The following is a 24,174-nucleotide window of genomic DNA, read 5'->3' on the forward strand; positions in this document are numbered from 1 at the left end:
CGCTGACCGGCGGCGGGGCGGCCGCGGGCATAGCCTGAACACATCGGACGACCGCTGCCACCCCGCGGACTGGGAGGAACGGCGATGAACGGACCCGTCACCGTGGGAGTCGACTCCTCGGAGGCCAGCCAGGCCGCCCTCGACTGGGCCTGCGACGAGGCCGCGCTCCGGCGGCTCCCGCTACGGCTCGTACGAGCCCCCGAACTGCCCTCCGGCCGGCAGGAGGACGCGGCGCTGCTCGCGGTCGAGCGTTCCCGGGCCACCGCGCGGCGCCCCGAGGTGAGCGTCACCGCGGACCTCGTGGAGGGCAAGGCGCGCGAGGTCCTGACCGAGGCGGCGGCGGACGCTGCCCTGCTGGTCGTCGGTGCCCGCGGCTCGGGCGGGTTCCCCCGGCTCCTGCTGGGCTCGAACACCCTCTACGTGGCGGCGCACGCGCCCTGCCCGGTCGTCGTGGTGCGCACCCCGCAGGCGGCACCCGACGCCGCCGTGGTGGTCGGTGTCGAGGGCGGCGAACACGAGGAGCCGGTGCTCGCCCACGCGTTCCTGGCGGCCCAGCGGCAGGAGCTGCCGCTGTTCGCCGTCCACGCCTGGACGTATCCGCTGCTCATGGGACCGGGCCACGAAGTCCCGGTGGTCTACGAGGAGTCGCACATCGCGGCCGAGCACGACCGGCTGCTCACCGAGGTGCTCACGGGCTGGCGCGAGCGCTTCCCCGACGTCCCCGTCACGACGTCGGTGGTGCGTTCCAGCGCGGCACGGGAGCTGGTGGCCGCTTCGACCGGCCGGCAGCTCCTCGTCATCGGCCGTCACGGGAAGCCGCGCGGGCCGCTCGGCCGGCTCGGCTCCACCAGCCAGGCCGTCGTCCAGCACGCGGAGTGCCCGGTGGTGGTCGTACCGGTCTGACGCGTCACGCGTCACGCGCCCGCCGCGGGGCCGGGGCCGGCGGCGGCGGGCGCGACCGCCGGGGCCGGGGCCGGGGCCGGGATCCGACGCCGTCCCTACGCGGGTGCCGGGTCGTCGAGGACGTCCTCGGTGCGACGGCGCGGGCTCGGTGTGCCGGGCGGGCCGTAGCCGAGGCGCAGCACCAGCTGCACGTGGCCCGGGCCGTCGTCGGGGTCGCGCAGCCGCCAGCGGGTTTCGGGGATCTCCACGGCCTGGTGCAGCACGGATGCGCGCAGTCCGTGCGCGGTCGCGAGGAGCCAGATGCGTTCCATCGCCTGGCCGGCGCGCAGCCAGTCGGCGGGGCCGTCGAGGCGGGTGGTGAGGAGGCCCAGTTGCGGCAGCGCCTCGAAGCGCCCGGCCGGGGTGGAGTGGCGGGGCGGGTGCCCGGCGAAGCCCCGCATCGGGACGCGTGCGTCGCGGTCGTGCGATCCGAGGGCGGCGAGCGGGATGCCGTCGAACGCCGGTTCCAGGCGGAGCCAGCGGCGGGTCTCGGCTTCGCGGGTGACGTCGGCGGCGATCAGGGCCTCGGCCTCGGAGGTGAGGGCGAGCACGCGTCGCACGCCGTCCTCCTCCAGCAGGGCGAACGTCACGCCTTCGTCCTGCGCGGCCTCGACGAACCCGGCGAGGAGCCGCTCGGGGACGTCCCGGTTGGTGAAGGGTTCACGGCTGGAGTGCCGCCGGGCGATCGCCGCGTGGAGATCGGCGCCGAAGGGCCGCGTCGTGCGGGCCGGCGCGGCGAGGTCGAGCACCGCGCACGGCTCGGTGCCGGGGCCGGCGGGGAACAGCCGTACGGAGGCGTCGCGACGGAGGTGTGCGGCCGCCACCCGCAGGTTGAACAGGGCCGCACCGACGGAGATGTGCAGGGCCCGGCCTTCCGGGTCGGCGGCCGGAACGGCCCGGCTCCGGTCCGCCCGCACCTCCAGCCCGGTCAGGTCCGGCGTCGGGCGGAAGCGCCAGGGCTGGCTGTTGTGCAAGGAGGGTGCGGCACCGCCCGCGGCGGCCAGCAGCCGCAGGTCCGTGAGGGTGAGGGCGAGTTGGGTGGTCATGATGGGTCACTCCCTGTCGGCGGGTGGCGCCGGTACTACCAGCATCGGGCCGGCCCGCGGCCCCGGGCGAGGGCCCAACGGCCCTGGGCGCACGGCCGAACGGCTCGACGTGGCCGAACGGCTCGGCACGGGCGAACGGCTCGGCACGGCCGAACGGCTCGGCACGGGCGGGGAGGACGCCGGGAAGTGGCGCGGCGAGCCGGGGTGAAGCGGCGCGCCGGGGTGGCGCGGCCCACCCGGGAGGCGTGGCGCGCCGGTGTCCGCGCTCAGATCGCGAGGTCCCGCCGTTCCAGCAGGCGGAAGGCGGCCGCCAGGCCGGCCAGGCCGACGGCGGAGAGGACCGCGACCGACGTCCACGGGACGCTGCCGTGGGCCAGTGCGTCGCCGGGCGTGTAGTAGTGGAACGGGCTGAGGTAGCGCAGGGGCGCGGCCGGGGACCACGCCAGGGCCACGAAGTTGAGCGCGAAGCCGACCGCGCCGAGGGCGACCGTCGCGCCGACGACGTGGGCCCGGCGCCGGCTGACGGCCGAGACGGCCAGCACCGGTCCGGTCAGGCAGAGCGCGAAGGCGCAGCCCAGCAGCCCGGCCGCGAAGACCCCGCCCACCGGGACGGCGGCGCGCAGGTCCGGCGAGAGGGCGACCCCGACCGCCACGGTGCCGGTGGCGGCGGCGTTGAGCAGGACGGAGGCCGCGGCCAGGGCCGCCGTCCGCTCGGCCAGCAGTCGGCGGCGGGAGAGCGGACGGGTCATCAGCAGCTCGATGGTGCCCGACTCGACGTCCGCGGCGACGGCGGCCGCGCCCAGGGAGCCGATGGCGGTGAGCTGGAGGGCGATCCAGAACGGGTGGGTGAGGCCGGCCCCGAGCAGGCCGGGGTAGCTGGCGATGGAGACGTCCCCGTTGGATCCGCTGAACGCCTTGAAGGCGTCCGGCGGGGTGCGTCCGCCGCCGAACAGGTCGGCGGGCGGGACGGTGCTGGTGATCACGACGATCAGCGCCTCGAAGACGACCATGCCGAGCACCAGCGCCAGCAGCATCCGGCGGCGGCGGTGCAGGGCGAGCCAGACCAGCGGCAGCCGGCGGCTGACCGTGCCGCGGCTCATGACCGGTCCTCCTCGACGGGGGCCTCGGCCGGCGGGTCGCCGCGGGGCGGGTCAGCGGTGGGCGGGTCAGCGGTGGGTGCGCCGCCCGTGGGCAGGCCCTCGGCGGACGGGCCGACGGCAGGCTGGCCCGGTGTCCGGTAGAGATCGAGGAACGCCTCGTCCAGGCCGGCCTCCTCGACGGTGAGGTCGGCCACCGGCTGCTCGGCGAGCAGCCCGCGCACCGCCGTCACCACCTCGTCCGGGGGCACCAGCAGCTCCACCCGCGGGCCCTCCCAGCGGGGTGACCAGCGTTCGGCCGCGCCGAGCGGCCGGGCACCCCGCCCGTCGCCGAGGACGAGCCTGATCCGCCGGGCCCGGGCCCGGCGCAGCCCGGCCACCGACTGGACGGTCACCAGCCGGCCGCCGCGGACGATCGCCACCCTGCCGCAGGCCCGCTGCACCTCGGGCAGCACGTGGCTGGAGAGCAGGACGGTGCGGCCGGCGGCGGTCTCCTCGGCGAGGAGCTCGAAGAACGTCTCCTGGACCAGCGGGTCCAGCCCCTCGGTCGGCTCGTCCAGTACCGCGAGCTCCGGGCGGTGCTGGAGCGCCTGGACGAGGCCGAGCTTCTGCTTCATCCCGCGCGAGTACTCCCCCACCGCGCGGTCCAGGTCGGTGTCCGACAGGTTGAGGCGGGCGCAGAGTTCGGCCTGTCGCGGGACGGCGGCGCCCTGGAGGGCGGCCAGCAGGTCGAGGGTCTGCCGCCCGGTGAGCTCGGGGTAGAGGCGCAGCTCCCCGGGCAGGTAGCCGATCGCGGGTGCGAGCCGGCGGTGGTCGGCGACCGGGTCCAGCCCCAGGACGCGGACCTGCCCGCCGCTGGGCCGCAGCAGTCCGACGAGGCAGCGCAGCGTGGTGGTCTTCCCGGCGCCGTTCGGGCCGAGGAGCCCGAACACCTCGCCGGCGCCGACCTCGACGTCCAGTGCCTCGACCCCGACCGTCCGTCCGTACCGCTTGGTGAGTGACCGGAGTTCGATCACAGGTCTCCCGCTGCCGGGCATCGCCCCACCTCCCGTGGTGACCGCGGCTTCATGGTGCCCCCGGCGGGCCGCCGCGAACCGCTTCACCGTGCCGTGCCGGCCGCCCCCGGGTACAGGGCCGGACGGCCCCCGCCACCGGCCCCGCCAGGCCCGGTGCCCGGCGGGTCGGGCGCGGCCGGCCGGGGACTTCGGTGGCCGTCGGTCCAGGGACTTCCGGCGCCGCTGGTCCCGGGACTTCGGGGGCCGTTGGTCCCGGCCGGACCGCGGCGGTGCGTGCGCGGAAAGGGCCCAACGACCCCAGACAGCGCCCGGTGGCCCACCTACGGTGACGCTACCTACGCAACCGTAGGTTTCAACCGACGTCCCGGAGCCGGCACCTGTGAGCATCACCTCCTCCCCCTCCCGCACCGCCCTGTCCGACGCCCGCCTGCTGCACGACCTGGAGGAGGTGGTCGAGCGGGAGCTCAACCGTCACCTGCGGGTGTTCAAGGAGTGGATGCCGCACGAGTACGTGCCCTGGGGCCGGGGCCGGGACTTCGACGGCCCGCTGGGCGGCGAGCCGTGGTCGCCCGAGCAGTCGCCGCTGACCGAGGTCGGCCGGGTCTCGCTGGTGGTGAACCTGCTGACCGAGGACAACCTGCCCAGCTACCACCACGAGATCGCCACCCTGTTCGGCCGTGACGGCGCCTGGGGCACCTGGGTGCACCAGTGGACGGCGGAGGAGGCCCGGCACTCCATCGTGCTGCGCGACTACCTGCTCGCCTCCCGCGCGGTGGACCCGGCGGCCCTGGAGCGGGCCCGGATGTCGCACATGCGCAACGGCTTCGTCTCCGACAACGGGCACTCGCCGCTGCACACGGTCGCCTACGTCGCCTTCCAGGAGCTGGCCACCCGCGTCTCGCACCGCAACACCGGCCACGAGTCCGGCGACCCGGTGTGCGACCGGATGCTGGCGCAGGTCGCCAACGACGAGAACCTGCACATGGTCTTCTACCGCAACCTGCTCAAGGCCGCGCTCGAACTCGCCCCCGACCAGGCGATGCAGGCGGTGGCCGAGGTCGTGACCGGCTTCCGGATGCCCGGCCACGGCATGCCGGGCTTCGAACGGGCCGCCGCCCGGATCGCGCTCGGCGGCGTCTACAACCTCCGCATCCACCACGACGACGTCCTCCAGCCGGTGCTCCGTCACCTGAGGATCATGGAGACCGCCGGGCTCGGCCCGGACGGGCTGAGGGCCCAGCAGCAGCTCGGCGACCACCTGGACGCCCTGACCGCGCAGGCCTCCAGGTTCGACGAGCGCCGGGCCGCGCTCCTCGCCCGCCGGGCCGCCGCGGGCGGCGCATCCGAGCCTCGTGCGAACGGCGGCGGGCACGATCGGTGAGCCGGGCCGGTGAGCAGGCCCGTGACACACCGTCGGTACACCTCGACGGACGCTTCGAGCGCGTGGTCACCCTTTCGGCGGCCACCGTCGCCTCCTGACCGCCCCTGACCAGGCCCGACCTCCCCGGAGCACCCCGGCCGGACCCCGGGCCCGGCACGCGCAGGCCGCGCGCGCCGGGCCTCCTCCTGGTATCCGGTCCGGGAGCCGACCCCTCGTCACCCGGACAGCTCGTCAGGGTCGTCGTGGCGGGCGTTTGCCGCCGACGATCTCCTCAAGAGCTGGACGCAACCCGGAACGAGGACCAACGAAATGACCCGACCGCTTTCCCACCGACGCAGGACGACGGCCTACCGTGGCCTGGCAGTGGCCGCGATAACCGTCGCCGGACTCCTCCCGGTGGGGGCGATACCCGCGAGCGCGGCCGCGCCCGGCCTGGTGACCGCCCACGGACACGACCACGGACGCGACCACCGCCACGGGCACGGCCACCACCGCGGCCACCACGGACACGGCCACGCCCGCGGGGACGACCATCGCGGCGACCGCGGCCGGTACACCGACGCCGGCTCCGACGCCGCGGCCGACACCGCCTCCGACGAGGACTGCACGCAGGAGGAGCTGAGCCCCGAGCTCGCGGCCCAGCTCGACGCGGCCGTCAAGCAGGTGATGAACCAGACGGGCGTTCCCGGTGTCACCGTCGGCCTGTGGCTGCCGGGCAAGGGCCGGTACGTCCGTTCCTTCGGCGTCGCCGACAAGAAGACCGGCGCCCCCATGTCCGACGACCTCTACATGCGGATCGGCAGCGTGACCAAGACCTTCACCGCCACCGCCGTGCTGGAGCTGGTCGACGACGGGCTGGTCGGGCTCGACGACCCGATCTCGCGCTACGTGAGCGGCGTCCCGGACGGCGACCGGATCACCGTGCGCAACCTCGCGGAGATGCGCAGCGGCCTCTTCCCGTACTCCTCGGACCCGGGCTTCGTCACCGCACTGGAGTCGAACCCCACCAAGCCCTTCACCCCCGAGGAACTGCTCGCGTACGGGTACAAGCACCCCAACGTCGCCGCGCCGGGCACGCAGTTCCAGTACAACAACAGCAACTACATCCTGCTCGGCCTGCTCGTCGAGAAGGTGAGCGGCGTCCCGCTGGCCGAGTTCATCCACGACCGGGTCACGAAGCCGAGCGGCCTCGACGACACCGTGTTCCCCGCAGGGGCCGAGTTCCCGTCCCCGCACGCACACGGGTACACCAACCAGACCCTGAACGGCGCGACGGTCGACGCCGCGGACTGGAACCCGAGCTGGGGCTGGGCCGCCGGCGCGATGATCTCCGACCTGGAGGACATGAAGCGCTGGGCCGAGGACCTCGCCGACGGCACGCTGCTCTCGCCCGAGACGCAGGAGCAGCGCACCAAGTACCTGTCCACCGGCCTCCCCGGCGCGGGCTACGGGCTCGGCATCTTCGACGTCCAGGGGTGGGTGGGGCACAACGGCTCACTGCCCGGGTACGAGAGCCTCGTCCTCCACATGCCCGGGACGGGCGCGACCCTCGTCGTGCTCCTCAACACCGACATCCTCCACGAGGGCATCGAGCCGAGCACCCTCTTCGGACAGGCCATCACCAAGATCGTGACGCCCGACAACGTCTTCTTCATCCCCGCCACGAAGTAGACCGCCACCGGTCGGGGCCCGCAGCGGGCCCCGCGGCCCGCACCGGCCCGCAGAGGGCGGTGCGGGCCGCGATGACGACGCCCTGACCTCCGGTTGGCGGTTGCCGGACACGGCGGCACAGGACTTGCCGAACCTGACCGAGTCCTGAACCTCCGCACCTTGAGCGGTGACCGCGTCCCGTGGAGCCTTGGAACGGAGATCCGGCCCGTTGTCGTCCGAGGGGGAGGTATCCGCCGTGCACAGGACCAGTGCCGCCGCGCCGCGGCGGGCGCCGAACCCGACCGCCCGCCCATGACCGCGCTGATCGGCCGCGCCTTCGGCTCCCTGTCGGTCCGGAACTTCCGGCTCTTCGCGACCGGCCAGATCGTCTCGGCGGCGGGCACCTGGATGATGGTCGTCGCCCAGGACTGGCTGGTCCTCGGCCTGACCGGCAACTCCGGCCCCGCGCTGGGCGCCGTCACCGCGCTCCAGTTCACCCCGGTGCTGCTGCTGACCCTCCACGGCGGCCGGCTCGCGGACCGCCACGACAAGCGCCTGCTGCTCACCGTGGCCAACCTGGCGGCCGGTGCGCTCGCCCTGGTGCTGTCGCTGCTGGTGTTCGCGCACGAAGTCCGGCTCTGGCACGTCTACGGGCTGGCGCTCGGCCTGGGCGTCGTCAACGCGGTCGAGGTCCCGACCCGCCTCTCCTTCGTGAGCGAGCTGGTCGGCGCCGAGCTGCTGCCGAACGCCTCGGCGCTCAGCGCCGCCTACTTCAGCACCGCGCGCGTCGTCGGCCCGGCGCTCGCCGGGCTCCTCCTCACCGCGCTGGGCACCGGCTGGGTCATGCTGGTCAACGCGCTCAGCTACCTGGTCACGGTGACGACCCTGCGTCTGATCCGCCCGGCGGAGCTGAGGCGCGGCCCGCGCACGCACGCCCACCCTCGGGTGCGGGACGGCCTGCGCTACGTCGCGGGGCGCCGGGACCTGCTGCTGGCCCTGGCACTGGTCGCCGCGGTCGGCCTGTTCGGCATGAACTTCCAGCTCACCCTTCCGCTGCTGGCCAAGACGGTCTTCCACGCGGACGCCGCCTCCTTCGGGCTGCTGTCCAGCGCCTTCGCGGCCGGCTCGCTCGTCGCGGCGCTGGCCACCACCGGGCGCCGGCGCCGGCCGTCGGGCCGCCTGGTGGCCGGGTCCGCGCTCGCCTTCGGGGTCCTGGAAGGCGTGACGGGGTGGGCGCCCTCGTTCGCCGTCGCCGCCGTGCTGCTGTTCCTGGTGGGCTTCACGGCCATCCACTTCGCGCAGGCCGCCAACCACCGCGTCCAGCTCGGCAGCGACCCGCGGTACCGCGGTCGCGTGATGGCGCTCTACACCCTGATCCTCCAGGGGTCCACGCCGCTGGGCGCCCTGGGCGTCGGCTGGCTGGCCCAGCACTGGGGAGCGCGCTCCGGGCTCGTGCTGGGCGGGCTGGGCTCGGTGGCCGCCGCGGTATGCGCCCTCGGGTACGAGCGGCGCGACCGGGACGCGCAGGGGCCACCGCGCGACGGTCCGTCCGGCGGCCGGCAGGACGCCGACGGCCCCGGCGCACCCGGCGAAGTGCGGGCCCTGCGGTGACCGCCGTGGCCTCAGGGGCCTTCGTGACCTCGGTGGCCCCGGTGACCCCCGTCGTCCACCGTTCTTCTCCGGCCGGGTCGCCCGGCCGGCTCCACCACCCTTCGACCGGAAGGACGTTGCGATGACCGGGCCGAACGATCCCCGCCTGCTCCGCGTGGAGCGCGGCGATCCGTCCCCCGACGAGCTGGCCGCGGTGGTCGCCGTCCTGCTCGCCCGTGCGGCCGCCGGCGCCGTCCCGCCGGCTGCGGACGAACCGGCGCCGACGGCCCGGTGGCGCCGCCTGGAGCGGGTGTACCTCTTCGACGCCCCCCGGGTCTGGCGCACGTACCAGCGCGCCGGCGGCTGAGCCGCCCCGGTGCGGCCCGGCCTCCGCCCAGGGGGCACGGGCCGGGCCGCACCGGTCCTCGGGGCGCTCGGACCGCCCGGGCCGCTCAGGCCTCTCAGGCCTCCGGGAAGAGGCTGCGGAAGTGCCGGTACAGGGTGCCGGTGCCGCCGAGCTCCTTCAGCACCGGCTCCCAGACCGCCTCGATGTGGGCGACCGCCTCGGCCTCCGACACCCACTCGGAAAAGCTGAGGATGCTCGTCCCGTCCACACTGATGTGCATGTTCGCGGATATCCCGCCCGGGTAGTCGCGGTCCTCGCCCTCGGTCCTCTCCTCGGCCGCCAGGAGGCCGTCGATCCACTCACGGGCGGCCTGCTCGTTCTCCGCGCCGAAGAAGGCCACGGGGAAGGACTCGGCGACGGGGGCCGGGTCGGTGACCCCGCCCCCGTGCACCGAGCGGTACAGCCGGTAGGCGACGGACGCCGGTGCGCCGGCGCCGGCGAGGGTGTGGTCGGAGATCCCGCCCCTCTCCCCCAGCGACCGCTGCAGCGCCTTCTCCGAGGACCACTGGGCGTACGTCAGCACCGGCCCCCCGTCGCTGCTCGTGTAGGCCGTGAGCGACAGCAGTTCGGCGGGCCAGGGGCTGGACTCCCAGTGCGCGACGACGGCCCGCGCGACCTCCAGCTGCTCCCGGCCGTCCGCCGGCACCGTCCCGACCAGCACGATGTCGCTCTTCGGGTTCTCGATGACGGGCCGCCGGGCAGGGGTGACGGACATTCTCGGGCTCCTCGGGTCGGGGTGGCTCCACGACGGCGCGGGGCCACGGCGTGGTACCGACAATTCTCCGACCGGCCGTCACCCGCGCCTAGGAAGCCCGACTCAGGGTTCTGAAAAGAACGTCAATTCCGCTTCACGAAAGGTCAATTCACCTGCACGACAAGGGACCGCCCCGGCATCGGGGAAATTTGCACTGATCAGTGCAGATCACGGAACCAATCGGTCAGTGGCGTTGAACTCGTGGATGCAGAACTGCCAACCCGGCAGTTATGCTGCGCGGGTGGACGGAACGGCGACATCGGCGTCTGCCAGGCGGACGGCCTCCCGGGGACGCATCGACAAGCGACAGGCGATCCTGGGCGCGGCGTTCACCGTGTTCGCCGACCAGGGCTACGCCCGCGCGGGCATGGACGGCATCGCCGAGGTGGCGGGCGTCGCCAAGCACACCGTCTACAACCACTTCGGCGACAAGGAGAACCTCTTCCACGCCGCGTTGGCGGCGACCGCCGACGCGGTGATGACCGAGAACCTGGCCATCGTGGAGGAGTTGACGTTCGGGTGCGACGAGGGGGCCGAACCGGTCCGCTCCCGGCTGGAGGACGTGGGCTACCGCCTGCTGCTCCAGTGTTGTGATCCCCGCTCCTGGGCCCTGCGCCGGCTCCTCCAGGCGGAGATCACCCGCTTCCCCGAACTGCTGGAGATCGTCAGCGGGTTCGGCTCCGACCGGCTCAGGCAGGGCCTGGCCGACCGGATGGCCCGGCTCGCCCTCGCCGGCAGGCTGCGGATCTGCGATCCCGTCGAGGCGGCCGAGCAGTTCCTCGCCCTGCTCACCGGGCCGATGGAGGCCCGCTCGCAGCTCGGCACCCGCATCGTCCCGGAGAGCGAACTGCGCGCCGTTGCGGGCGCCGCGGTGGGCACGTTCCTCCGGGCGTTCCACGCCGGTCCCTGACCAGCGGACACCAACGGCCGCGCACCGGCCCGGGCTTCCGGCACCCCGGAAACCCCGGGAGCCGGCCGGCGTCCCGTCCCGGCACCTGGGAACGGCCCGGCGGCAACCGACGACAGCGGTCCGGGGGGCGTCCCCGCCGAGCGGTACGAGGCGGGGTCACCCGGACCGGCAGGGAGGCAGGCAATGGGGCTTGCGACCGTGAAACCAATCCGACCCGTGCTACCCCAAGGGAGATACCGTGCGAATCCTCGTGGTGGAGGCCCAGAAGCACGAAGCGATGATCCTGACCCGCAGTCTTGAGCGGTACGGCCACGAAGTCACCACCGTCCACACCGGGACGGCCGCGCTGGAGATCCACCGGCAGGCGGACTTCGTCCTGCTCGACCTCGACCTGCCGGACGTGGACGGCCTGATGGTCTGCCGCAGAATCCGCGAGAGCGGCGGCGAACCCGTCCCCGTGATCGCGCTGACCGACGGCGGCACCGAACAGGACCGCGTCCTCGGCCTTCGGGCGGGCGCCGACGACTGCCTCGACAAACCTTACGAGATACGCGAGTTGGCGGCCCGCATGGAGGCCGTCATGCGCCGCCGGGAACCCCGCCGGCCGGTGCCCGCCCCGAAGACGACCGTCTCCATCGGCGCCCTCCGCATCGACGCGGCCTCACGCGAGGTCCAGGTGTACGGCAGACCCGTGGAGCTGACCCGCAAGGAGTTCGACCTCCTGTACTACCTCGCCCGGCACTCCGAGGTGGTCGTCACCCGGCAGCGCCTGATGGCGGAGATCTGGGAGATCCCGCAGGCCCAGGCCCAGGGCGCCCAGGCGAGCCGCACCGTCGACACCCACGTCAGCTCGCTGCGCAACAAGCTGGGACGCAGCAGCTGGATCGTCACCGTCCGCGGGGTCGGGTTCCGCTTCGGCCTCGGCTGACCGGCGGCCGCCCGCGCCGCGCCCGACGGCCTCCCCGACCGGCCGCCGGGCCCCGTTGCGCGCGCACGCTCCCGGGCAGGGCGTGCGCGCGCACGGCGGGCGGACGTGATCCGCTCACGCGTGCCCGCGGCTCACAGGTACACCGTGTTGGGCTCCAGGCCGCTCAGGAGCCGGCCGTAGAGCTCGATGTTGGTGCTCGGCGTGATCAGGGAGTGCAGGGACGTCGCGTGGACGTCCCGCTGGATGCGGGTGATCGGCACGTCCTGGAAGATCGAGGAGCCGCCGCTCGCCGCGGCCAGGATCTCCACCGCCTGCTTGGCCTGCCTGGCGATCCAGCCGATCTGCACCCGGGAGAAGACCCGGTCCTCCTGGGACCACGGCTCGTCCCGGTCGATCTTGCGCGCGAGCAGGTCGGCGAACCGGTGGGCCCGCGCCTCGGCGTCCTCGATCAGCAGGGCCGCCTCGCCGACCTGGAGGTGGGTGACCGGCGCCTCCCGCTGGCTCGGGTAGCTCGTGTACGTCAGCGGCCGGCCGGGGAGCCGTTCCAGGAAGGCCGCCAGGGCGTACTTGGCCGCGCCGACGAGCTGGCCCGTCTGCATCGCCGTCGCGGTGACCAGCATCGGTACCCGGTAGCCGGGCTTCACCGCGTTCACCTGCGACTTGGAGATGTTCTGGTAGAACTCGGCGCCGCTGATCACGCGCCGGTCGGGCACGAAGACGTCCCTCGCCACGGTGGTCACGCTGCCCGAGCCCTGGAGCCCGATGGTGTGCCAGTCGTCGACGATCTCCAGCTCGTCCACCGGCACGAGGGAGAACAGCGGGAAGGTCTCCCCCGCGGGTCCCTCGGGCATCGCCGCGGTGATCTTCCAATGGCTGTGCAGCACACCGCTGTTGAATCCCCAGCTGCCGTTGAGAAGGTAGCCGCCGTCGACCCGGGTCGCCGTGCCCGTGGCCGCCGTCGTGCCGCTCACCCGGACGTGGGGCCGGGCGAACACCTCGTCGAGGGCCTCGTCCGGCCAGAGGCCGACCATCCAGGTCAGCGAGGCGTAGATGGACATGCAGAAGGCCACCGAGCTGTTGCCCTTGGCGACCTCGGCCAGCACGTCGACGAACGAGCGCACGTCCGACTCGTATCCGCCGTACTGGGCGGGCACCTGCATCCGGAGCAGCCCGGACTCCTCGACCGCCTCGATGACGTCCGGGGGCAGCCGGCGGTTCTCGTCGATCCAGAGCGCCCGGGAGCGCAGCAGGGGCACCAGCTTCCCTGCCGCCTCGACGAGATCGCCCCGGGTTGGCACGGTGGTTGACATGATGGGTTCCTCCCGGTGTGGGTGACTCGGATGCGGCCGCCGTCGGTCCTCGGAGTCCCGGCGACGGGCGCAGGTCTGTTTCTGGCGGGCGGGGTCTCGGATTCGGTGGTCCGGCGGGCGACTTGGCCACGCGGGAGGTCACGGCGGGAGCGCCGTCGACGAGCCGATGTCCGGATCCTCGCACCGCCGGTCTTCGGGCGGCAAGGGAAGTCCGGAGAACCTGCGGGCGGCCCACAGGTCCCGGCGGGCCGTCAGAACTGGCCCAGTGCGACGAGGAGTTCCCTCCTGCCGGAGATGGAGAGCTTGCGGTAGACGCCGGACAGGTGGAACTCGACGGTTCTGACGGTCAGGGAGAGGCTCTCCGCGATCCGCCGGTTGCTGTACCCGGCGCGGGCGAGTTGCGCGATCCTGGCCTCCTGCCGGGTGAGCGGGGCGCCGTCCGGCCCGCTCATGCGCAGCGCGGAGTCGGCCCGGTGGGCCCAGAACGCGTTGCGGCAGGTGCGCGCCACCGCGCCGGCCGCCGCCAGCCGGCTCCGCCCGCCGGCCACGTCCCTCCGCTCGGCCTGCATCGTCCCGAGGTCGTAGAGCGCCTGCGTCAACTCGCCGCGGGCGCCGGCCAGATCGAGCAGGTCGACGGCCTCCTCCAGCAGTGCGGGGGACGTCTCGTCCCGGCGCGAGAGGGCCACGGCGTGCAGGGCGGTCCCGATGCCGCGGGCCGACCCCCACCTCCGGGCGGCGATGAGCTCGTCCGTGCCCAGTGCCAGTGCCAGGTCGTACCTGCGGGCGGCCACCGCCCCGAGTGCGCCCCTCGAACGCCAGGCGACCACGGCGGGGTTGGCGACGTCGCGGGCGGCCAGCAGCCGGCCGCAGGCCAGGTGGTCGTCGATGCCGTGCCGGAACCGGCCCGCGGCCAGGTGCAGCGCGCCGCGGGCGGCCAGGACGTCCGCCCCGTCCGGGTGTCCGGCGTCGAGCGGGCCGGCCAGCCCGTGCTCCAGCAGCACCCGGTGCGCACCCTCGAGGTCGCCGGTCCGCACCAGTGCCTCGACCAGCCAGGCGGCCGCGAGGAGGCCGGGTGTCTCCGGGCGGCCGGAGGAGAGGACCGCGCGCAGGAGCCGCGCGGCCCGGTCCGCGTCGCCGGACAGCATGCCGAGCCGGGCCCGTAGCAGGGCCAGCGTCTCGCGGTGGCGGGCCGAACCGGCCCAGAGCCGGTCCCGGACGAGCCGCGCGCAGTGCGCGCCGGCCGAGGCGGTGTCCCCGGCGTAGAGCAGGCTCAGCACGGCCGGCCACACGCAGCGCGGGTCGGCCCGCCACTCGTCCACGGCCAGCACCCGCTCCGCCCGCCGCACCACGAGGGGTCGGTTCTCCCCGCGGTTCGCCAGTGCGATGGTGTGCAGGGCCGCGGACACCCCGGGCGGGACGCGTTCGCCCTCGTCCGGGCGGACGGCCCCCGGCACGTGCGTGCGGACCGGGGCGGGCTCCCCGTCGCGCGAGCCCGCCGGTCCCGCGGCGGCCCGCGACTGCGCTGGCCGGTCGCTGCCGCCCTTCACGATGCACTCCGTTCGGTAGGGGAGGGACGGGGCCCTCAGGCCGTGATGCCGTGGCGCAGGTGGTAGCGCTTGAAGCCGATCGGGCGCACGCCGGGCGTCTCGTGGGTGGCGCGCAGGGTCGCCGTCCGTGTCGCGCCGTCGAGGAACGCCTGGTGCGCCTCGTCGCTGGTCCACTCGGCGTAGTTGAGCACCCGGGTGCCGTCGGTGCTGAGGTGGAAGTTGGCCGAGATCATTCCGGGGTGCTGCCCGGCCGGGGCGCGTTCGAGGGCGCCGGTGATCGCCTCCACGATGCGCCGCTGCGGGCCAGGGCCGTCGACGTCGAAGCCGGCGACGACGAAGCTGGCCGGCGTCGGCGCTCCGGGCTCCAGCACGATCGCGTGGTGCAGGGTGTACTCGACGGTCGCGGCGCCGGCCAGGCCGTCCAGGCCCGCGGTGAAGGCGCGGTGCGCCCCGGGGCCGGCCGTCTGGACGTACGTCAGCACGGTGTCCCCGTCGGTGCTGAGGTAGGCGCCGGCGGAGAGGATCCCGGCCGGCCAGGCGGCGGCCCGCCACTGCCGGGCCGCGTCGTCCAGGGCCTCGACGCCGGCCGCGCGGCCGGGGACGTACCACTGGGCCACGTGGACGGCCGTGCTGTCGGCACGGCGGACGTCCGGCGGTGCGGACGAGTTCTGCTGGGGCATTGCCGTCCCCCTTCCGGGGTGGGGTCGCGGGGTGTCAGGGATGCCGGGCGTGCCGGGCGCACCGGGCGCACCGGGCGCACCCGGGCGTGCCGGGGGCGCCATGGCCGGCCGGGGTACCGGGGGCTTCGGCGAGGCCGCGGGTCAGCGCGGGTACGGGCTCTCGCCGCGGGCGGTGCGCAGGGCTCGGCCCCACCACCCGAGCTGGTCGAGGAGCAGGTTGGCCGACCGGACGCTCGGCTCCGGGTCGGCCAGCCGGCCCTGCTCGTCGAAGCGCCGCCCGGCGTCGGGCAGCGCGACGTTCTCCCGGACGGTCAGCGTGTGCACCTCGGCGAACACCTGCCGCAGCTGCTCCACCGCCCGGATCCCGCCGCTGAGGCCGCCGTAGGAGACGAACCCGACCGGCTTGGCCGTCCACTCCTCGTAGAACCAGTCGACGGTGTTCTTCAGGGCGGCCGGGAAGCTGTGGTTGTACTCGGGCGTGACCACGACGAAGGCGTCGGCTGCCGTGAGGACGGCCCGCAGCGAGTCGCGTACCCGGGCCGCCCTTGCCGGGATGTCCCCGCCCGGCTCCGGCAGGACGAGCGGCAGCGGGTGGTCGGCCAGGTCGACGTCGTGCACGGCGAACTCGGGGCGTTCCTTGGCCTGGGCCAGGAACCAGTCGGCCACGGCTGGCCCGAGCCGCCCGGCCCTGACGCTGGCGGTGATGACGGCGAGTGAGAGCTGGTCAGCTGTCATGGTTCGACCTGTCTGTGAGAGGAGCGGAGTCCGGTCAGGGCGGCCAGCAGGCCGGCCGCGCCGACCGCGGTGATGAAGAGCAGTGCCGGGCGGTGGCCGTGCCGGGCGCCCAGCAGCCACGCGGTGACCGGGAGCGTCAGCACGGCGCCGAGCTGGACGGCCGTCTGGTAGAGCGGGACGGCCGCCGCCCGGTCGGCGGCCGGGAGGGCCGCCGTGGCCTGCATGTTGAGGGCGGCGAAGGAGAGCACGAAGCCCGCGCCGACCAGGAGCAGGGTCGGCAGCATCGCGGTGAGGTACGAGCCGTCGTCGGGCCGCCACAGGTAGAGGGCGTAGCCCAGGACGGGCGTGGCCGCGCCGAGGGCGACCAGCCGGGCGGTGCCCCAGCGCGCCGTCATAGCCCCGGCGAAGGGCACGGTCACGGCCAGCGGCACGCAGGCCGGCAGCAGGGCGACCGCCGACTGCCAGGGGGACCAGCCCAGTTGGCGCTGGGTCTGGAAGACGAGCAGCAGCAGCAGGCTCTGGTAGGTGCCGTTGAGCGTGGCCGCGCCCACGGCGGAGCGCAGCAGCGGGCCGCTGCGCAGGAGTGCGGGCGTGATCCGCGGGGCCGGGGCGGGGCCCCGGTCGGGCGGGATGAGCCGCAGGCCGAGGAGCAGCAGGACCAGGGCCACCGGTGCCGGGAAGAGGAACGTCCAGCGCCAGTGCGCCGCCAGGAGCGCGCCGGACAGCAGCAGCCCGACCGTGAAGCCGGCCGCGCCGAACAGGGAGTAGGTGGAGACGGCCCGCCGCTGCTGCGGTCCGTTCGGGAAGGTGGTGCCGATGATGGCGAGGCCGGTGGGGGCGGTGAGCGCCGCGCTGAGGCCCTTGACCACCCGGGTGGCGATCAGCAGGGCCGCGCCGTCGGCGAGTCCGCCCACGACGGAGGCGGCCGCGAAGAGCAGCATCGCGGCGAGGTAGACCCGTTTGCGGCCCAGCCTGGCGTTGAGCCTGGGTCCGAGGACGAGCAGGGCGGCGAAGCCGAGCGCGAATCCGCTCATCAGCCACTGCACCGTCCAGAGGTCCGTTCCGAGTGCGGTGCCGATGGACGGAAGGGCGACGAGCACCAGGGAGACCTCGACGGCGTCGAGGATCATGTTGGCCGAGAGGATGAGCAGGACGGCCCAGAGCCGTGCGTCCCAGTGCGCCGGCTCCGCGGCTTCCCCGGTGGTGGACGAGGCGGACGGGGTGGACGAGGTGGGCGGGGAGGAGGCTGTCATCGGAGCAGTGGGGGGAGCTGCTCGGTCACCAGCCGGATGTTCTCCGTGACGAGGTCGTCCGGCATGCCGGCGATGCTCGCCCAGAAGATGAGGTGCCTGACGGGCAGGTCCTTCGTCAGCTCCCGGATGCGCACGGCCGCGTCCTCGGGCGTGAGGATGTCCAGCAGGCCGCGGGTGTCCTGGGCGTCGGGATCGCGCAGGTCCTCCGCGGTGAGCAGCGGTGTGCTGCGGCCGGTGCCCTCCACCGATCCCTGGCGGTAGGAGTTCACCTGGTGGGCGAGGTGCGGTGCCACGCGGTGCCAGGCCGCCTCCGGGTCCTCCGCCAGGATGATGGGCAGCAGGTCGGAGACCCGCGCGGAGCGCGGGTCGTGGCCGCCTTCGGCCAGTCCCTCCCGGTAGTGCCCGAACATGGCGTGCGAGATGTGCAGCAGGCCGACGCCGAGACGCCCGGCGATCCTGGCCCCGCGTGGCCCGTAGAAGCCGCCCCAGACCGGGGGCGGGTCCTGGATCGGCAGGGGGGTGACGGCCTTCTCCTCCCAGAGGCGCAGGATCTCGCGGATGTTCCGTTCGGTGCCGGCGAAGCGGCGTTGGAAGTCCGCGCCGAACAGCTGGTACTCGGGCAGCCGGTAACCGGCGCCGAGCCCGAGTTCCAGCCTGCCGCCGCTGACGAGGTCGACGAGCGCGGCCTGTTCGGCGAGGTCGACGGGGTTGTGCAGGGCGGGCAGCACCACCGAGGTGCCGATCCGGGCCCGGCGGGTGCGGGCGGCGACGGCGGCGGCGAAGGTCAGCGGCTGGGGCAGGTAGCCGTCCTCGAAGAGGTGGTGTTCGGTGAACCACAGGCCGCCGGCACCGCGTTGGTCGGCCTCCTCGCAGAGTTCCAGGGTCCGGGCGTAGTGGTCGGCCCACGGCCGGTGCCACTGCGCGGGGTTGCGCAGGTCGAAGAGCAGCCCGACGTCCAAGGCGTGGTTCCTCCATCCGGTGTCGGTGGTGTTAAAGGTGTCGGTGGTGTTGAAGGTGTCGGTGGGGTGGGCGGGGTCGGTGGTGCTGGCGGGGTGGGCAGGGCCGGTGGCGTGGTGCGCCGGTGGGGCGGGCGCGCCCGCGGGGTCACTGGGGAGGGTTGCCGTGCTTGCGGTGCGGCAGGTCGGCGGCCTTGGCGGTGAGCATGGCCAGGGCGCGGCAGAGCAGGGGCCGCGTCTGCCGCGGGTCGATCACGTCGTCGACGAGGCCGCGTTCGGCCGCGTAGTACGGGTGGACGAGCTCGCTGCGGTACTCGGCGATCTTCCGGGCGCGCATCGCCACCGGATCCTCGGCGGCGGCGATCTCGCGGCGGAAGACCACGTTGGCGGCCCCCTCGGCGCCCATCACCGCGATCTCGTTGGTGGGCCAGGCGAAGGCCAGGTCGGCGCCGATCGAGCGGGAGTCCATCACGATGTACGCGCCGCCGTAGGCCTTGCGCAGGACCAGCGAGATCCGTGGCACGGTGGCGTTGCAGTAGGCGTAGAGCAGCTTGGCGCCGCGCCGGATGATGCCGTCGTGCTCCTGGTCCACGCCGGGCAGGAAGCCCGGCACGTCGACCAGGGTGACCAGCGGGATGTTGAACGAGTCGCAGAACTGGACGAACCGGGCGCCCTTCTCGCTGGCCCTGATGTCCAGCACGCCGGCCAGGGCGGCGGGCTGGTTGGCGACCAGGCCCACCACCCTGCCCTCCAGCCGGGCCAGCGCGCAGACCAGGTTGGGGGCGAAGGCGGCGTGCACCTCCAGGAACTCGCCGTCGTCGACGATCTCCTCGATCACGGCCCGCACGTCGTAGGAGCGGTTGCCGTCGGCGGGCACCAGGTCGAGCAGGGCACCGGACTCGCGGTCGGGCGGGTCCGCGGTGACCACCCGGGGCGGCAGCTCGCGGTTGTTGGAGGGCAGCAGCGAGAGCAGGTAGCGGACCTCGGCCAGGCAGGTCTCCTCGTCGTCGTAGACGAAGTGCGCGACGCCGGAGGTGCCGCCGTGCACGTCGGCGCCGCCCAGGCCGTTCTGGGTGATCTGCTCGCCGGTCACCGCCTGGACGACGTCCGGGCCGGTGATGAACATCTGCGAGGTCTCCCGCACCATGAACACCAGGTCGGTGAGGGCGGGGCTGTAAGCGGCGCCGCCCGCGCACGGGCCGAGCATCACGGAGATCTGCGGGATTACCCCGGAGGCGGCGGTGTTGCGCCGGAAGATCCCGCCGTAGCCGGCGAGCGCCTGGACACCCTCCTGGATCCGGGCCCCGGCACCGTCGTTGAGCGAGACCAGCGGCGCCCCGGCGGCGAGCGCGAGGTCCATCACCTTGTGGATCTTCTCGGCGTGCGCCTCGCCCAGCGCTCCCCCGAAGATCCGGAAGTCGTGGGCGTACACGAAGACCGTGCGGCCCTCCACCGTGCCCCAGCCCGTCACGACGCCGTCGGTGTGCGGCTTCCTCGCCTCCAGGCCGAAGCCGCTCGCCCGGTGCCGCCGCAGGCCCTCGACCTCGGTGAAGCTCCCCTTGTCCAGGAGGAGTTCGATGCGCTCCCGGGCGGTGAGCTTGCCCCGTGCGTGCTGTCGTTCGGTCGCCTCCCGGTCCGGTCCCTCCCGGACCAGTTCCTTCAGCGCGCCGAGTTGTGCCGTGCGTTCCGAGACGCTGCCGGAGACCTCCGTCGTCGGCATGCCGGGCCACCTCCAGTCCGTTCGGTTTCGGTCGTCACCCTCGGGCCGCTCAGCCCAGCAGGGTGCCGCCGGTGGCGTCGATGAAGGCGCCGGTGATCCAGCGGGCCTCGTCGGTGGCCAGGAAGGTGACCACGTCCGCGACGTCGCCGGCCTTGCCGACCCGCTTGAAGGCCGAGAGCTGCGCCATCTGCTCGACCGCCTCCGGTATGCCGAAGACGGCGCCGCCGTTGTCGGTGATCCCGGGCGCGACGCTGTTGATGGTGATGCCGCGCGGGGCCAGTTGCCGGGCGAGGTGCAGGGTCAGCTGCTCGATCGCCCCCTTGGTCATCGCGTACGCGGTCTGGTCGGGGTTGGAGACCCTGGTCAGGCCGGACGAGATGTTGATGATCCGTCCGCCCTCGGGGATCTGCCCCAGCGCGCGCTGCACGATGAAGTACGGAGCCTTGGCGTTCACCGCGAAGAAGCGGTCGAACTCCTCCGGGGTGAGGTCCTCGGGGGCGATGCCGCTCGCACTGGTCACCCCCGCGTTGTTGACCAGGATGTCGAGGGTCGTGCCGCCGGTCCGCTCCTTGAGGCCCTTCTCCAGGCCGAGGAAGAGCTCGTGCACGTCACCGGGCACCCCCAGCTCGGCGCGGACCGCGAACCCGTGGCCGCCGTCCTTCTCGATCAGCTCGACGGTCTCCCCGGCCGCGGCCTCGTCGGCGGTGTAGTGCACGGCGACCAGCGCGCCCTCCCGGGCCAGCCGCACGGCGGTGGCGCGGCCGATGCCGCGGCTGGAGCCGGTGACGAGGGCGGTCTTTCCGATGAGCCTGCTCATGGTGCCTCTCCTGGGTCGAACTCGGTCGGGTGTGAAGTCGGTCGGGTGTGAACCCGGATGCGTGTGAAGTCGGATGGGTGTGAAGTCGGTCGGGTGTGAACCCGTACGGGGTTGAGATCGGTCGGAATCGCTCGTGAGGTCAGGCGCCGTCACTCGATGCGCCGTCGCTCGATGCGCCGCCGTCCGGGGTGTCGGGCTCCGGGTGCCCGAGCCCGCTGATCGCGCGTGCCAGGTGGCGCCGGGCCGAGCCGATCTCCAGCAGTTCGCCGAAGACCGACCGCAGCCCGTCCACCTCCGGGCCGCCGAGCAACAACCGGGCCTGGGCCTGGATGTTGGTCAGCGTCGCGGCGCCGATCCGGCGGCGGGTCTCGTGGTAGCTGTCGAGCGGGCCGGCGCCACCGGCCGCGGCGGGCCGGGCGACCTCCTCGGCGAGCTTGCGCCCGAGGTCCGCGGCGTCCTGGAGCCCGAGGTTGAGCGCCTGCCCGCCGACCGGCATCTGCACGTGGGCCGCGTCGCCCGCGAGCAGGATCCGGCCCTTCACGTACCGGGTGGCCTGGCGCCCGGTGTTGTCGAAGGCGTTGAGCCAGACCGGCGTACCGGCGCCGATGTCCTCGCCGGTCACCGTGGCCCAGGCCGCGACCACCTCGTCCAGTCCCGGTGCGCCGGTGCGCCGCCCGGGCCTGCTGCCGTGGACGTGCACCATGACCCGGGTGGTGCCGTCGGGCCAGCGGAAGGCCGTGGCCAGCCCGTGCGGGTGCCGCTCGAACCGCCGGTTCGGCACGTCGATGCCCGCGAGGTCGGCCCGGAGCATCTCCAGGGCGCCGTCCTCGCCGTCCATCTCGAACCCGGCCAGCTGGCGCACGGTGCTCTGCTCGCCGTCGCAGCCGACCAGGTAGGAGGCGGTCAGGACGGCCGGCTTCGAGCCGAGTGCGATGAAGCCGGCCTCCACCCGGTCCGCGCGCGAGCGCAGGCCGGTCACCACGTGCCCCCGCCGCACCCGGGCGCCCAGCTCCGTCGCCCAGTCGTACAGGACGGCCTCCAGGTGCGCCTGCGGGCACTTCCACTGGCCGGCGTAGCGGTGGCCGGGGGCCGCCTCGGCCAGGTCCAGCGGCAGGCCGCCGAAGTGGCCCGGCCCGCCGCCCGGCAGGGGGCCGAGCCGCTCCAGCAGCCCGTGCCCGGCGAGGATCTCCATCGTGCGGGTGTGCAGCGTGGACGCCCGGGACTCGGTGGCCGGCTCGGTGAGCTGCTCCAGCACGGTCACCCGCACTCCGGCCAGGCGCAGCTCACCGGCGAGCAGGAGGCCGACGGGGCCGGCCCCGACCACGATGACGTCGGTGTCCAGTGGGCCCGCCACGGTCAGCGCCGCGCTTCCGCGTACTCCTTGGCGTGGTTCAGCGTGGCGCGGCTGTTGTTGCCGAGCGCCTCGCGGATGAACCGGCGCGCCTCGGGGACGCCCGCCTCCGGGCCGAGCACCTTGCCGATGTTCGCGGCGTCGAGCACGACGGTGTGCTGCGAGGTGGCGGTGGTGACGCCGTCCGGGCCCTCCTCGAAGGTCCAGTAGCCGGTGTGCAGGGCCAGCAGCGCGGGCAGCGTGGTCTGCTTGTAGGCGATCTTGCGGTGCGGGAAGCAGACCCGCACCGACTCGGTGGTGTGGGTCGAGCCGTCCTTGGTCAGGGTGTCCATCCGCAGGGTCTGGAGGCCCGGGGTGTCCTCGATGAGCTCGACCTTGTCGACGTGCGGCAGCCGCTCCGTCCACAGCTGCGCCTCGTTGACGAAGTCGAAGAGGTCCTGGGCCGCGCCCTCCACCCGGACGCTGTCCTCGAAGGAGAGGCTGAGCTCGGCGTCGTGCGCCGACAGCTCCAGGTTGGCCTTCAGGCCCGGGAGTTCGGCCCGGCTGTTGCGGTCCACCGCCGCGTCGATCCAGCTCAGGCCCTCGGGGTCGTCGTCGATCGCGCGGTAGGAGTGCAGCAGGCGCACCCGGGTCTCCCGCTCACCGAGCGGTTCGATGATCCAGGTGCCGGTCATCTCGGCCACCGGCGGCGCCGGGACCTCCTGCCAGAACCGGATGCGCAGCGCGTCCGGGTCCAGCGTCCGCCGCGAACTCCAGTTCTTGGCCTCGCCGTTGGCGGTGGCCCAGATCCGGATGCGCTCCTCGTTCCCGTCGCGTTCGAGGTAGTCGACGTAGACGGACGGCGGGAAGAGCCGGGGCCAGTTCTCGACTTCGGCGAGCAGCCGGTAGACGTCGGCGGCGTCCGCCTGCACGGTGATCTCGTGTTCGACCTCGCGGGTCGTCATGGTCGCAGCTCCGATCGGTGGTGGTGGAAGGGCGGTGGGGGCCGGGAGACCGGCCGGTCAGAAGTTGCCGAGGCCGCCGCAGACGTTGAGCGCCTGGGAGGTGATGGAGGCGGCGGTGTCGGAGGCGAGGTAGCCGACCAGGCCGGCGACCTCCTCGGGCGAGGAGTAGCGGCCGAGCGGGATCTTGGCCTCGAACTTCGCCAGGACCGCCTCCTCGCTGGTGTCGTAGGCCGTCGCGTAGCCCTGGCGCACCCGCTGGGCCATCGGCGTCTCGACGTAGCCGGGGCAGACGGCGTTGACGGTGATCCCGGTGGGGGCCAGCTCGTTCCCGAGCGCCTTGGTGAACCCGACGACGCCGTGCTTGGAGGCCGAGTACGGGGCGCCCAGCACCACGCCCTGCTTTCCGGCGGTGGAGGCGATGTTGATGATCCGTCCGCGGCTCTTCTCCCGCAGGCCGCCGGCGTTCAGCACCTCCCGGGTGACCCGGAAGACGCTGTTCAGGTTGGTCTCGATCACGTCGTACCACAGCTCGTCGGGGATGTCCGCGGTCACGCCGCCGCCGCTGCGCCCGGCGTTGTTGACGAGCACGTCGATGGTGCCGAAGCGGTCGACGGCCGCCCGGACGAACGACCTGACCTCCTCGTCGCTGCGGATGTCGACGGCGGCGCCCTCGACCTCCAGGCCCTCGGCGCGCAGCTCCTTGACGGTCGCCGCCACGTTCTCGGCGTTGCGGGCTCCGATGAACACCCGATGGTCCTGGCCGGCCAGCTGCCGGGCGACCGCCAGGCCGATCCCGCTGGTCGCACCGGTCACCAGGGCGACCCGTCCGCCGTTCGCTGTCATTGCCGTGCTCCTCAGGCGTTGGACGCAGCGGAGAGCTGCGTGTTGACGGTGTCGATGAGACCCCGGGGGGTGGCGGCGTCGGCCACGGCGGAGTCGTCGAGCGAGATGTCGTACTCGCGCTCGATGCGGCCGCTGGTCTCCAGCAGCGCGAGGGAGTCGTAGCCGAGGGCGGTGAACTCGGTGTCGATGATGTCGCCGGTCAGGTCGACGCCGTCGTCGGCGCCGGCCCCCTCCAGCAGGATGCGCCGGAGGTCGTCGAGGGTGAACGGACTGCTGGTGGGCATGGACGGGCCTTTCG

21 protein-coding genes and 1 pseudogene are annotated in these 24,174 nt (G+C 73.8%); 7 read left to right on the forward strand and 15 right to left on the reverse strand.

Going from position 1 to position 24,174, the window contains the following annotated elements:
- The first annotated feature begins 84 nt into the window (after positions 1 to 84).
- Entirely contained in the window at positions 85 to 903 is an 819-nt protein-coding gene (locus J5Y04_RS22605; RefSeq protein ID WP_209413907.1) for a universal stress protein, read from the forward strand.
- 95 nt (positions 904 to 998) lie between these two features.
- Here J5Y04_RS22605 and J5Y04_RS22610 read toward each other — a convergent pair whose 3' ends face one another.
- The 3 genes from J5Y04_RS22610 to J5Y04_RS22620 all read right to left on the reverse strand — a co-directional run bounded on the left by J5Y04_RS22610 (position 999) and on the right by J5Y04_RS22620 (position 4,101).
- Positions 999 to 1,988 carry a hypothetical protein gene (locus J5Y04_RS22610; protein WP_209413908.1) on the reverse strand — a complete coding sequence of 330 codons (990 nt, stop codon included), beginning with the start codon at positions 1,986 to 1,988 and terminating at the stop codon, positions 999 to 1,001.
- A 266-nt stretch (positions 1,989 to 2,254) separates the two neighbouring features.
- Positions 2,255 to 3,088 carry an ABC transporter permease subunit gene (locus tag J5Y04_RS22615; protein WP_209413909.1) on the reverse strand — a complete coding sequence of 278 codons (834 nt, stop codon included), beginning with the start codon at positions 3,086 to 3,088 and terminating at the stop codon, positions 2,255 to 2,257.
- The gene (locus J5Y04_RS22620; RefSeq protein WP_209413910.1) at positions 3,085 to 4,101 is read right to left on the reverse strand and encodes an ABC transporter ATP-binding protein; all 1,017 of its coding nucleotides are present in this window, start codon (positions 4,099 to 4,101) and stop codon (positions 3,085 to 3,087) included. Before J5Y04_RS22620 ends, J5Y04_RS22615 begins: the two co-directional genes overlap by 4 nt.
- A gap of 379 nt (positions 4,102 to 4,480) precedes the next feature.
- On the opposite strand from J5Y04_RS22620, the gene J5Y04_RS22625 reads away from it, so the two are divergent.
- From J5Y04_RS22625 to J5Y04_RS22640, 4 genes are all read left to right on the forward strand, one after another.
- Positions 4,481 to 5,482, forward strand: a complete 1,002-nt coding sequence (locus J5Y04_RS22625) for an acyl-ACP desaturase (protein WP_307853245.1) — start codon at positions 4,481 to 4,483, stop codon at positions 5,480 to 5,482.
- Between the two features lie 309 nt (positions 5,483 to 5,791).
- The gene (locus tag J5Y04_RS22630) at positions 5,792 to 7,153 is read left to right on the forward strand and encodes a serine hydrolase (protein ID WP_209413911.1); all 1,362 of its coding nucleotides are present in this window, start codon (positions 5,792 to 5,794) and stop codon (positions 7,151 to 7,153) included.
- A 291-nt stretch (positions 7,154 to 7,444) separates the two neighbouring features.
- On the forward strand, positions 7,445 to 8,743 hold the full coding sequence (locus J5Y04_RS22635; protein ID WP_209413912.1) for an MFS transporter: 1,299 nt from the start codon (positions 7,445 to 7,447) through the stop codon (positions 8,741 to 8,743).
- 121 nt (positions 8,744 to 8,864) lie between these two features.
- The gene (locus J5Y04_RS22640; protein ID WP_209413913.1) at positions 8,865 to 9,089 is read left to right on the forward strand and encodes an acyl-CoA carboxylase epsilon subunit; all 225 of its coding nucleotides are present in this window, start codon (positions 8,865 to 8,867) and stop codon (positions 9,087 to 9,089) included.
- Positions 9,090 to 9,183: 94 nt separating this feature from the next.
- On the opposite strand, the gene J5Y04_RS22645 is transcribed toward J5Y04_RS22640, so the two are convergent.
- Positions 9,184 to 9,843, reverse strand: coding sequence for a hypothetical protein (locus J5Y04_RS22645; protein ID WP_209413914.1), 660 nt, complete (start codon positions 9,841 to 9,843; stop codon positions 9,184 to 9,186).
- A gap of 280 nt (positions 9,844 to 10,123) precedes the next feature.
- Here J5Y04_RS22645 and J5Y04_RS22650 point away from each other — a divergent pair, with 280 nt between their 5' ends.
- Together J5Y04_RS22650 and J5Y04_RS22655 are read left to right on the forward strand one after the other, a co-directional pair.
- On the forward strand, positions 10,124 to 10,792 hold the full coding sequence (locus J5Y04_RS22650; protein ID WP_307853246.1) for a TetR/AcrR family transcriptional regulator: 669 nt from the start codon (positions 10,124 to 10,126) through the stop codon (positions 10,790 to 10,792).
- Between the two features lie 238 nt (positions 10,793 to 11,030).
- The gene (locus J5Y04_RS22655) at positions 11,031 to 11,720 is read left to right on the forward strand and encodes a response regulator transcription factor (RefSeq protein WP_209413915.1); all 690 of its coding nucleotides are present in this window, start codon (positions 11,031 to 11,033) and stop codon (positions 11,718 to 11,720) included.
- Positions 11,721 to 11,851: 131 nt separating this feature from the next.
- Here J5Y04_RS22655 and J5Y04_RS22660 read toward each other — a convergent pair whose 3' ends face one another.
- The 11 genes and pseudogenes from J5Y04_RS22660 to J5Y04_RS22715 form a co-directional block, all read right to left on the reverse strand.
- On the reverse strand, positions 11,852 to 13,030 hold the full coding sequence (locus J5Y04_RS22660) for an acyl-CoA dehydrogenase family protein (RefSeq protein ID WP_245205217.1): 1,179 nt from the start codon (positions 13,028 to 13,030) through the stop codon (positions 11,852 to 11,854).
- Between the two features lie 251 nt (positions 13,031 to 13,281).
- The gene (locus J5Y04_RS43590) at positions 13,282 to 14,577 is read right to left on the reverse strand and encodes a LuxR C-terminal-related transcriptional regulator (protein ID WP_209413916.1); all 1,296 of its coding nucleotides are present in this window, start codon (positions 14,575 to 14,577) and stop codon (positions 13,282 to 13,284) included.
- Between the two features lie 35 nt (positions 14,578 to 14,612).
- Positions 14,613 to 15,257 carry an antibiotic biosynthesis monooxygenase gene (locus J5Y04_RS22670; RefSeq protein ID WP_209413917.1) on the reverse strand — a complete coding sequence of 215 codons (645 nt, stop codon included), beginning with the start codon at positions 15,255 to 15,257 and terminating at the stop codon, positions 14,613 to 14,615.
- A gap of 141 nt (positions 15,258 to 15,398) precedes the next feature.
- The gene (locus tag J5Y04_RS22675; RefSeq protein WP_209413918.1) at positions 15,399 to 15,992 is read right to left on the reverse strand and encodes an NADPH-dependent FMN reductase; all 594 of its coding nucleotides are present in this window, start codon (positions 15,990 to 15,992) and stop codon (positions 15,399 to 15,401) included.
- Positions 15,989 to 17,245, reverse strand: coding sequence for an MFS transporter (locus tag J5Y04_RS22680; RefSeq protein ID WP_209413919.1), 1,257 nt, complete (start codon positions 17,243 to 17,245; stop codon positions 15,989 to 15,991). The genes J5Y04_RS22675 and J5Y04_RS22680 overlap by 4 nt, the downstream gene beginning before the upstream one ends.
- On the reverse strand, positions 17,242 to 18,204 hold the full coding sequence (locus tag J5Y04_RS22685; protein ID WP_209413920.1) for an LLM class flavin-dependent oxidoreductase: 963 nt from the start codon (positions 18,202 to 18,204) through the stop codon (positions 17,242 to 17,244). The genes J5Y04_RS22680 and J5Y04_RS22685 overlap by 4 nt, the downstream gene beginning before the upstream one ends.
- Positions 18,205 to 18,349: 145 nt before the next feature.
- On the reverse strand, positions 18,350 to 19,921 hold the full coding sequence (locus tag J5Y04_RS22690) for an acyl-CoA carboxylase subunit beta (RefSeq protein WP_209413921.1): 1,572 nt from the start codon (positions 19,919 to 19,921) through the stop codon (positions 18,350 to 18,352).
- 49 nt (positions 19,922 to 19,970) lie between these two features.
- A pseudogene (locus J5Y04_RS42025) lies at positions 19,971 to 22,092 on the reverse strand (SDR family oxidoreductase).
- Positions 22,093 to 22,094: 2 nt separating this feature from the next.
- Positions 22,095 to 23,033: an aromatase/cyclase gene (locus tag J5Y04_RS22705; protein WP_209413924.1), complete on the reverse strand. Its 939-nt coding sequence runs from the start codon at positions 23,031 to 23,033 to the stop codon at positions 22,095 to 22,097.
- Positions 23,034 to 23,090: 57 nt separating this feature from the next.
- Positions 23,091 to 23,876 (reverse strand): 3-oxoacyl-ACP reductase FabG, encoded by a 786-nt coding sequence (gene fabG, locus J5Y04_RS22710; protein WP_209413925.1) that lies wholly within the window; start codon positions 23,874 to 23,876, stop codon positions 23,091 to 23,093.
- An 11-nt stretch (positions 23,877 to 23,887) separates the two neighbouring features.
- Complete coding sequence (locus tag J5Y04_RS22715; protein WP_209413926.1) at positions 23,888 to 24,160, reverse strand: acyl carrier protein; 273 nt, start codon at positions 24,158 to 24,160, stop codon at positions 23,888 to 23,890.
- Between the last annotated feature and the right edge of the window lie 14 nt (positions 24,161 to 24,174).

The organism is Kitasatospora sp. RG8, assembly GCF_017813315.1.
Lineage (GTDB): Bacteria > Actinomycetota > Actinomycetes > Streptomycetales > Streptomycetaceae > Kitasatospora.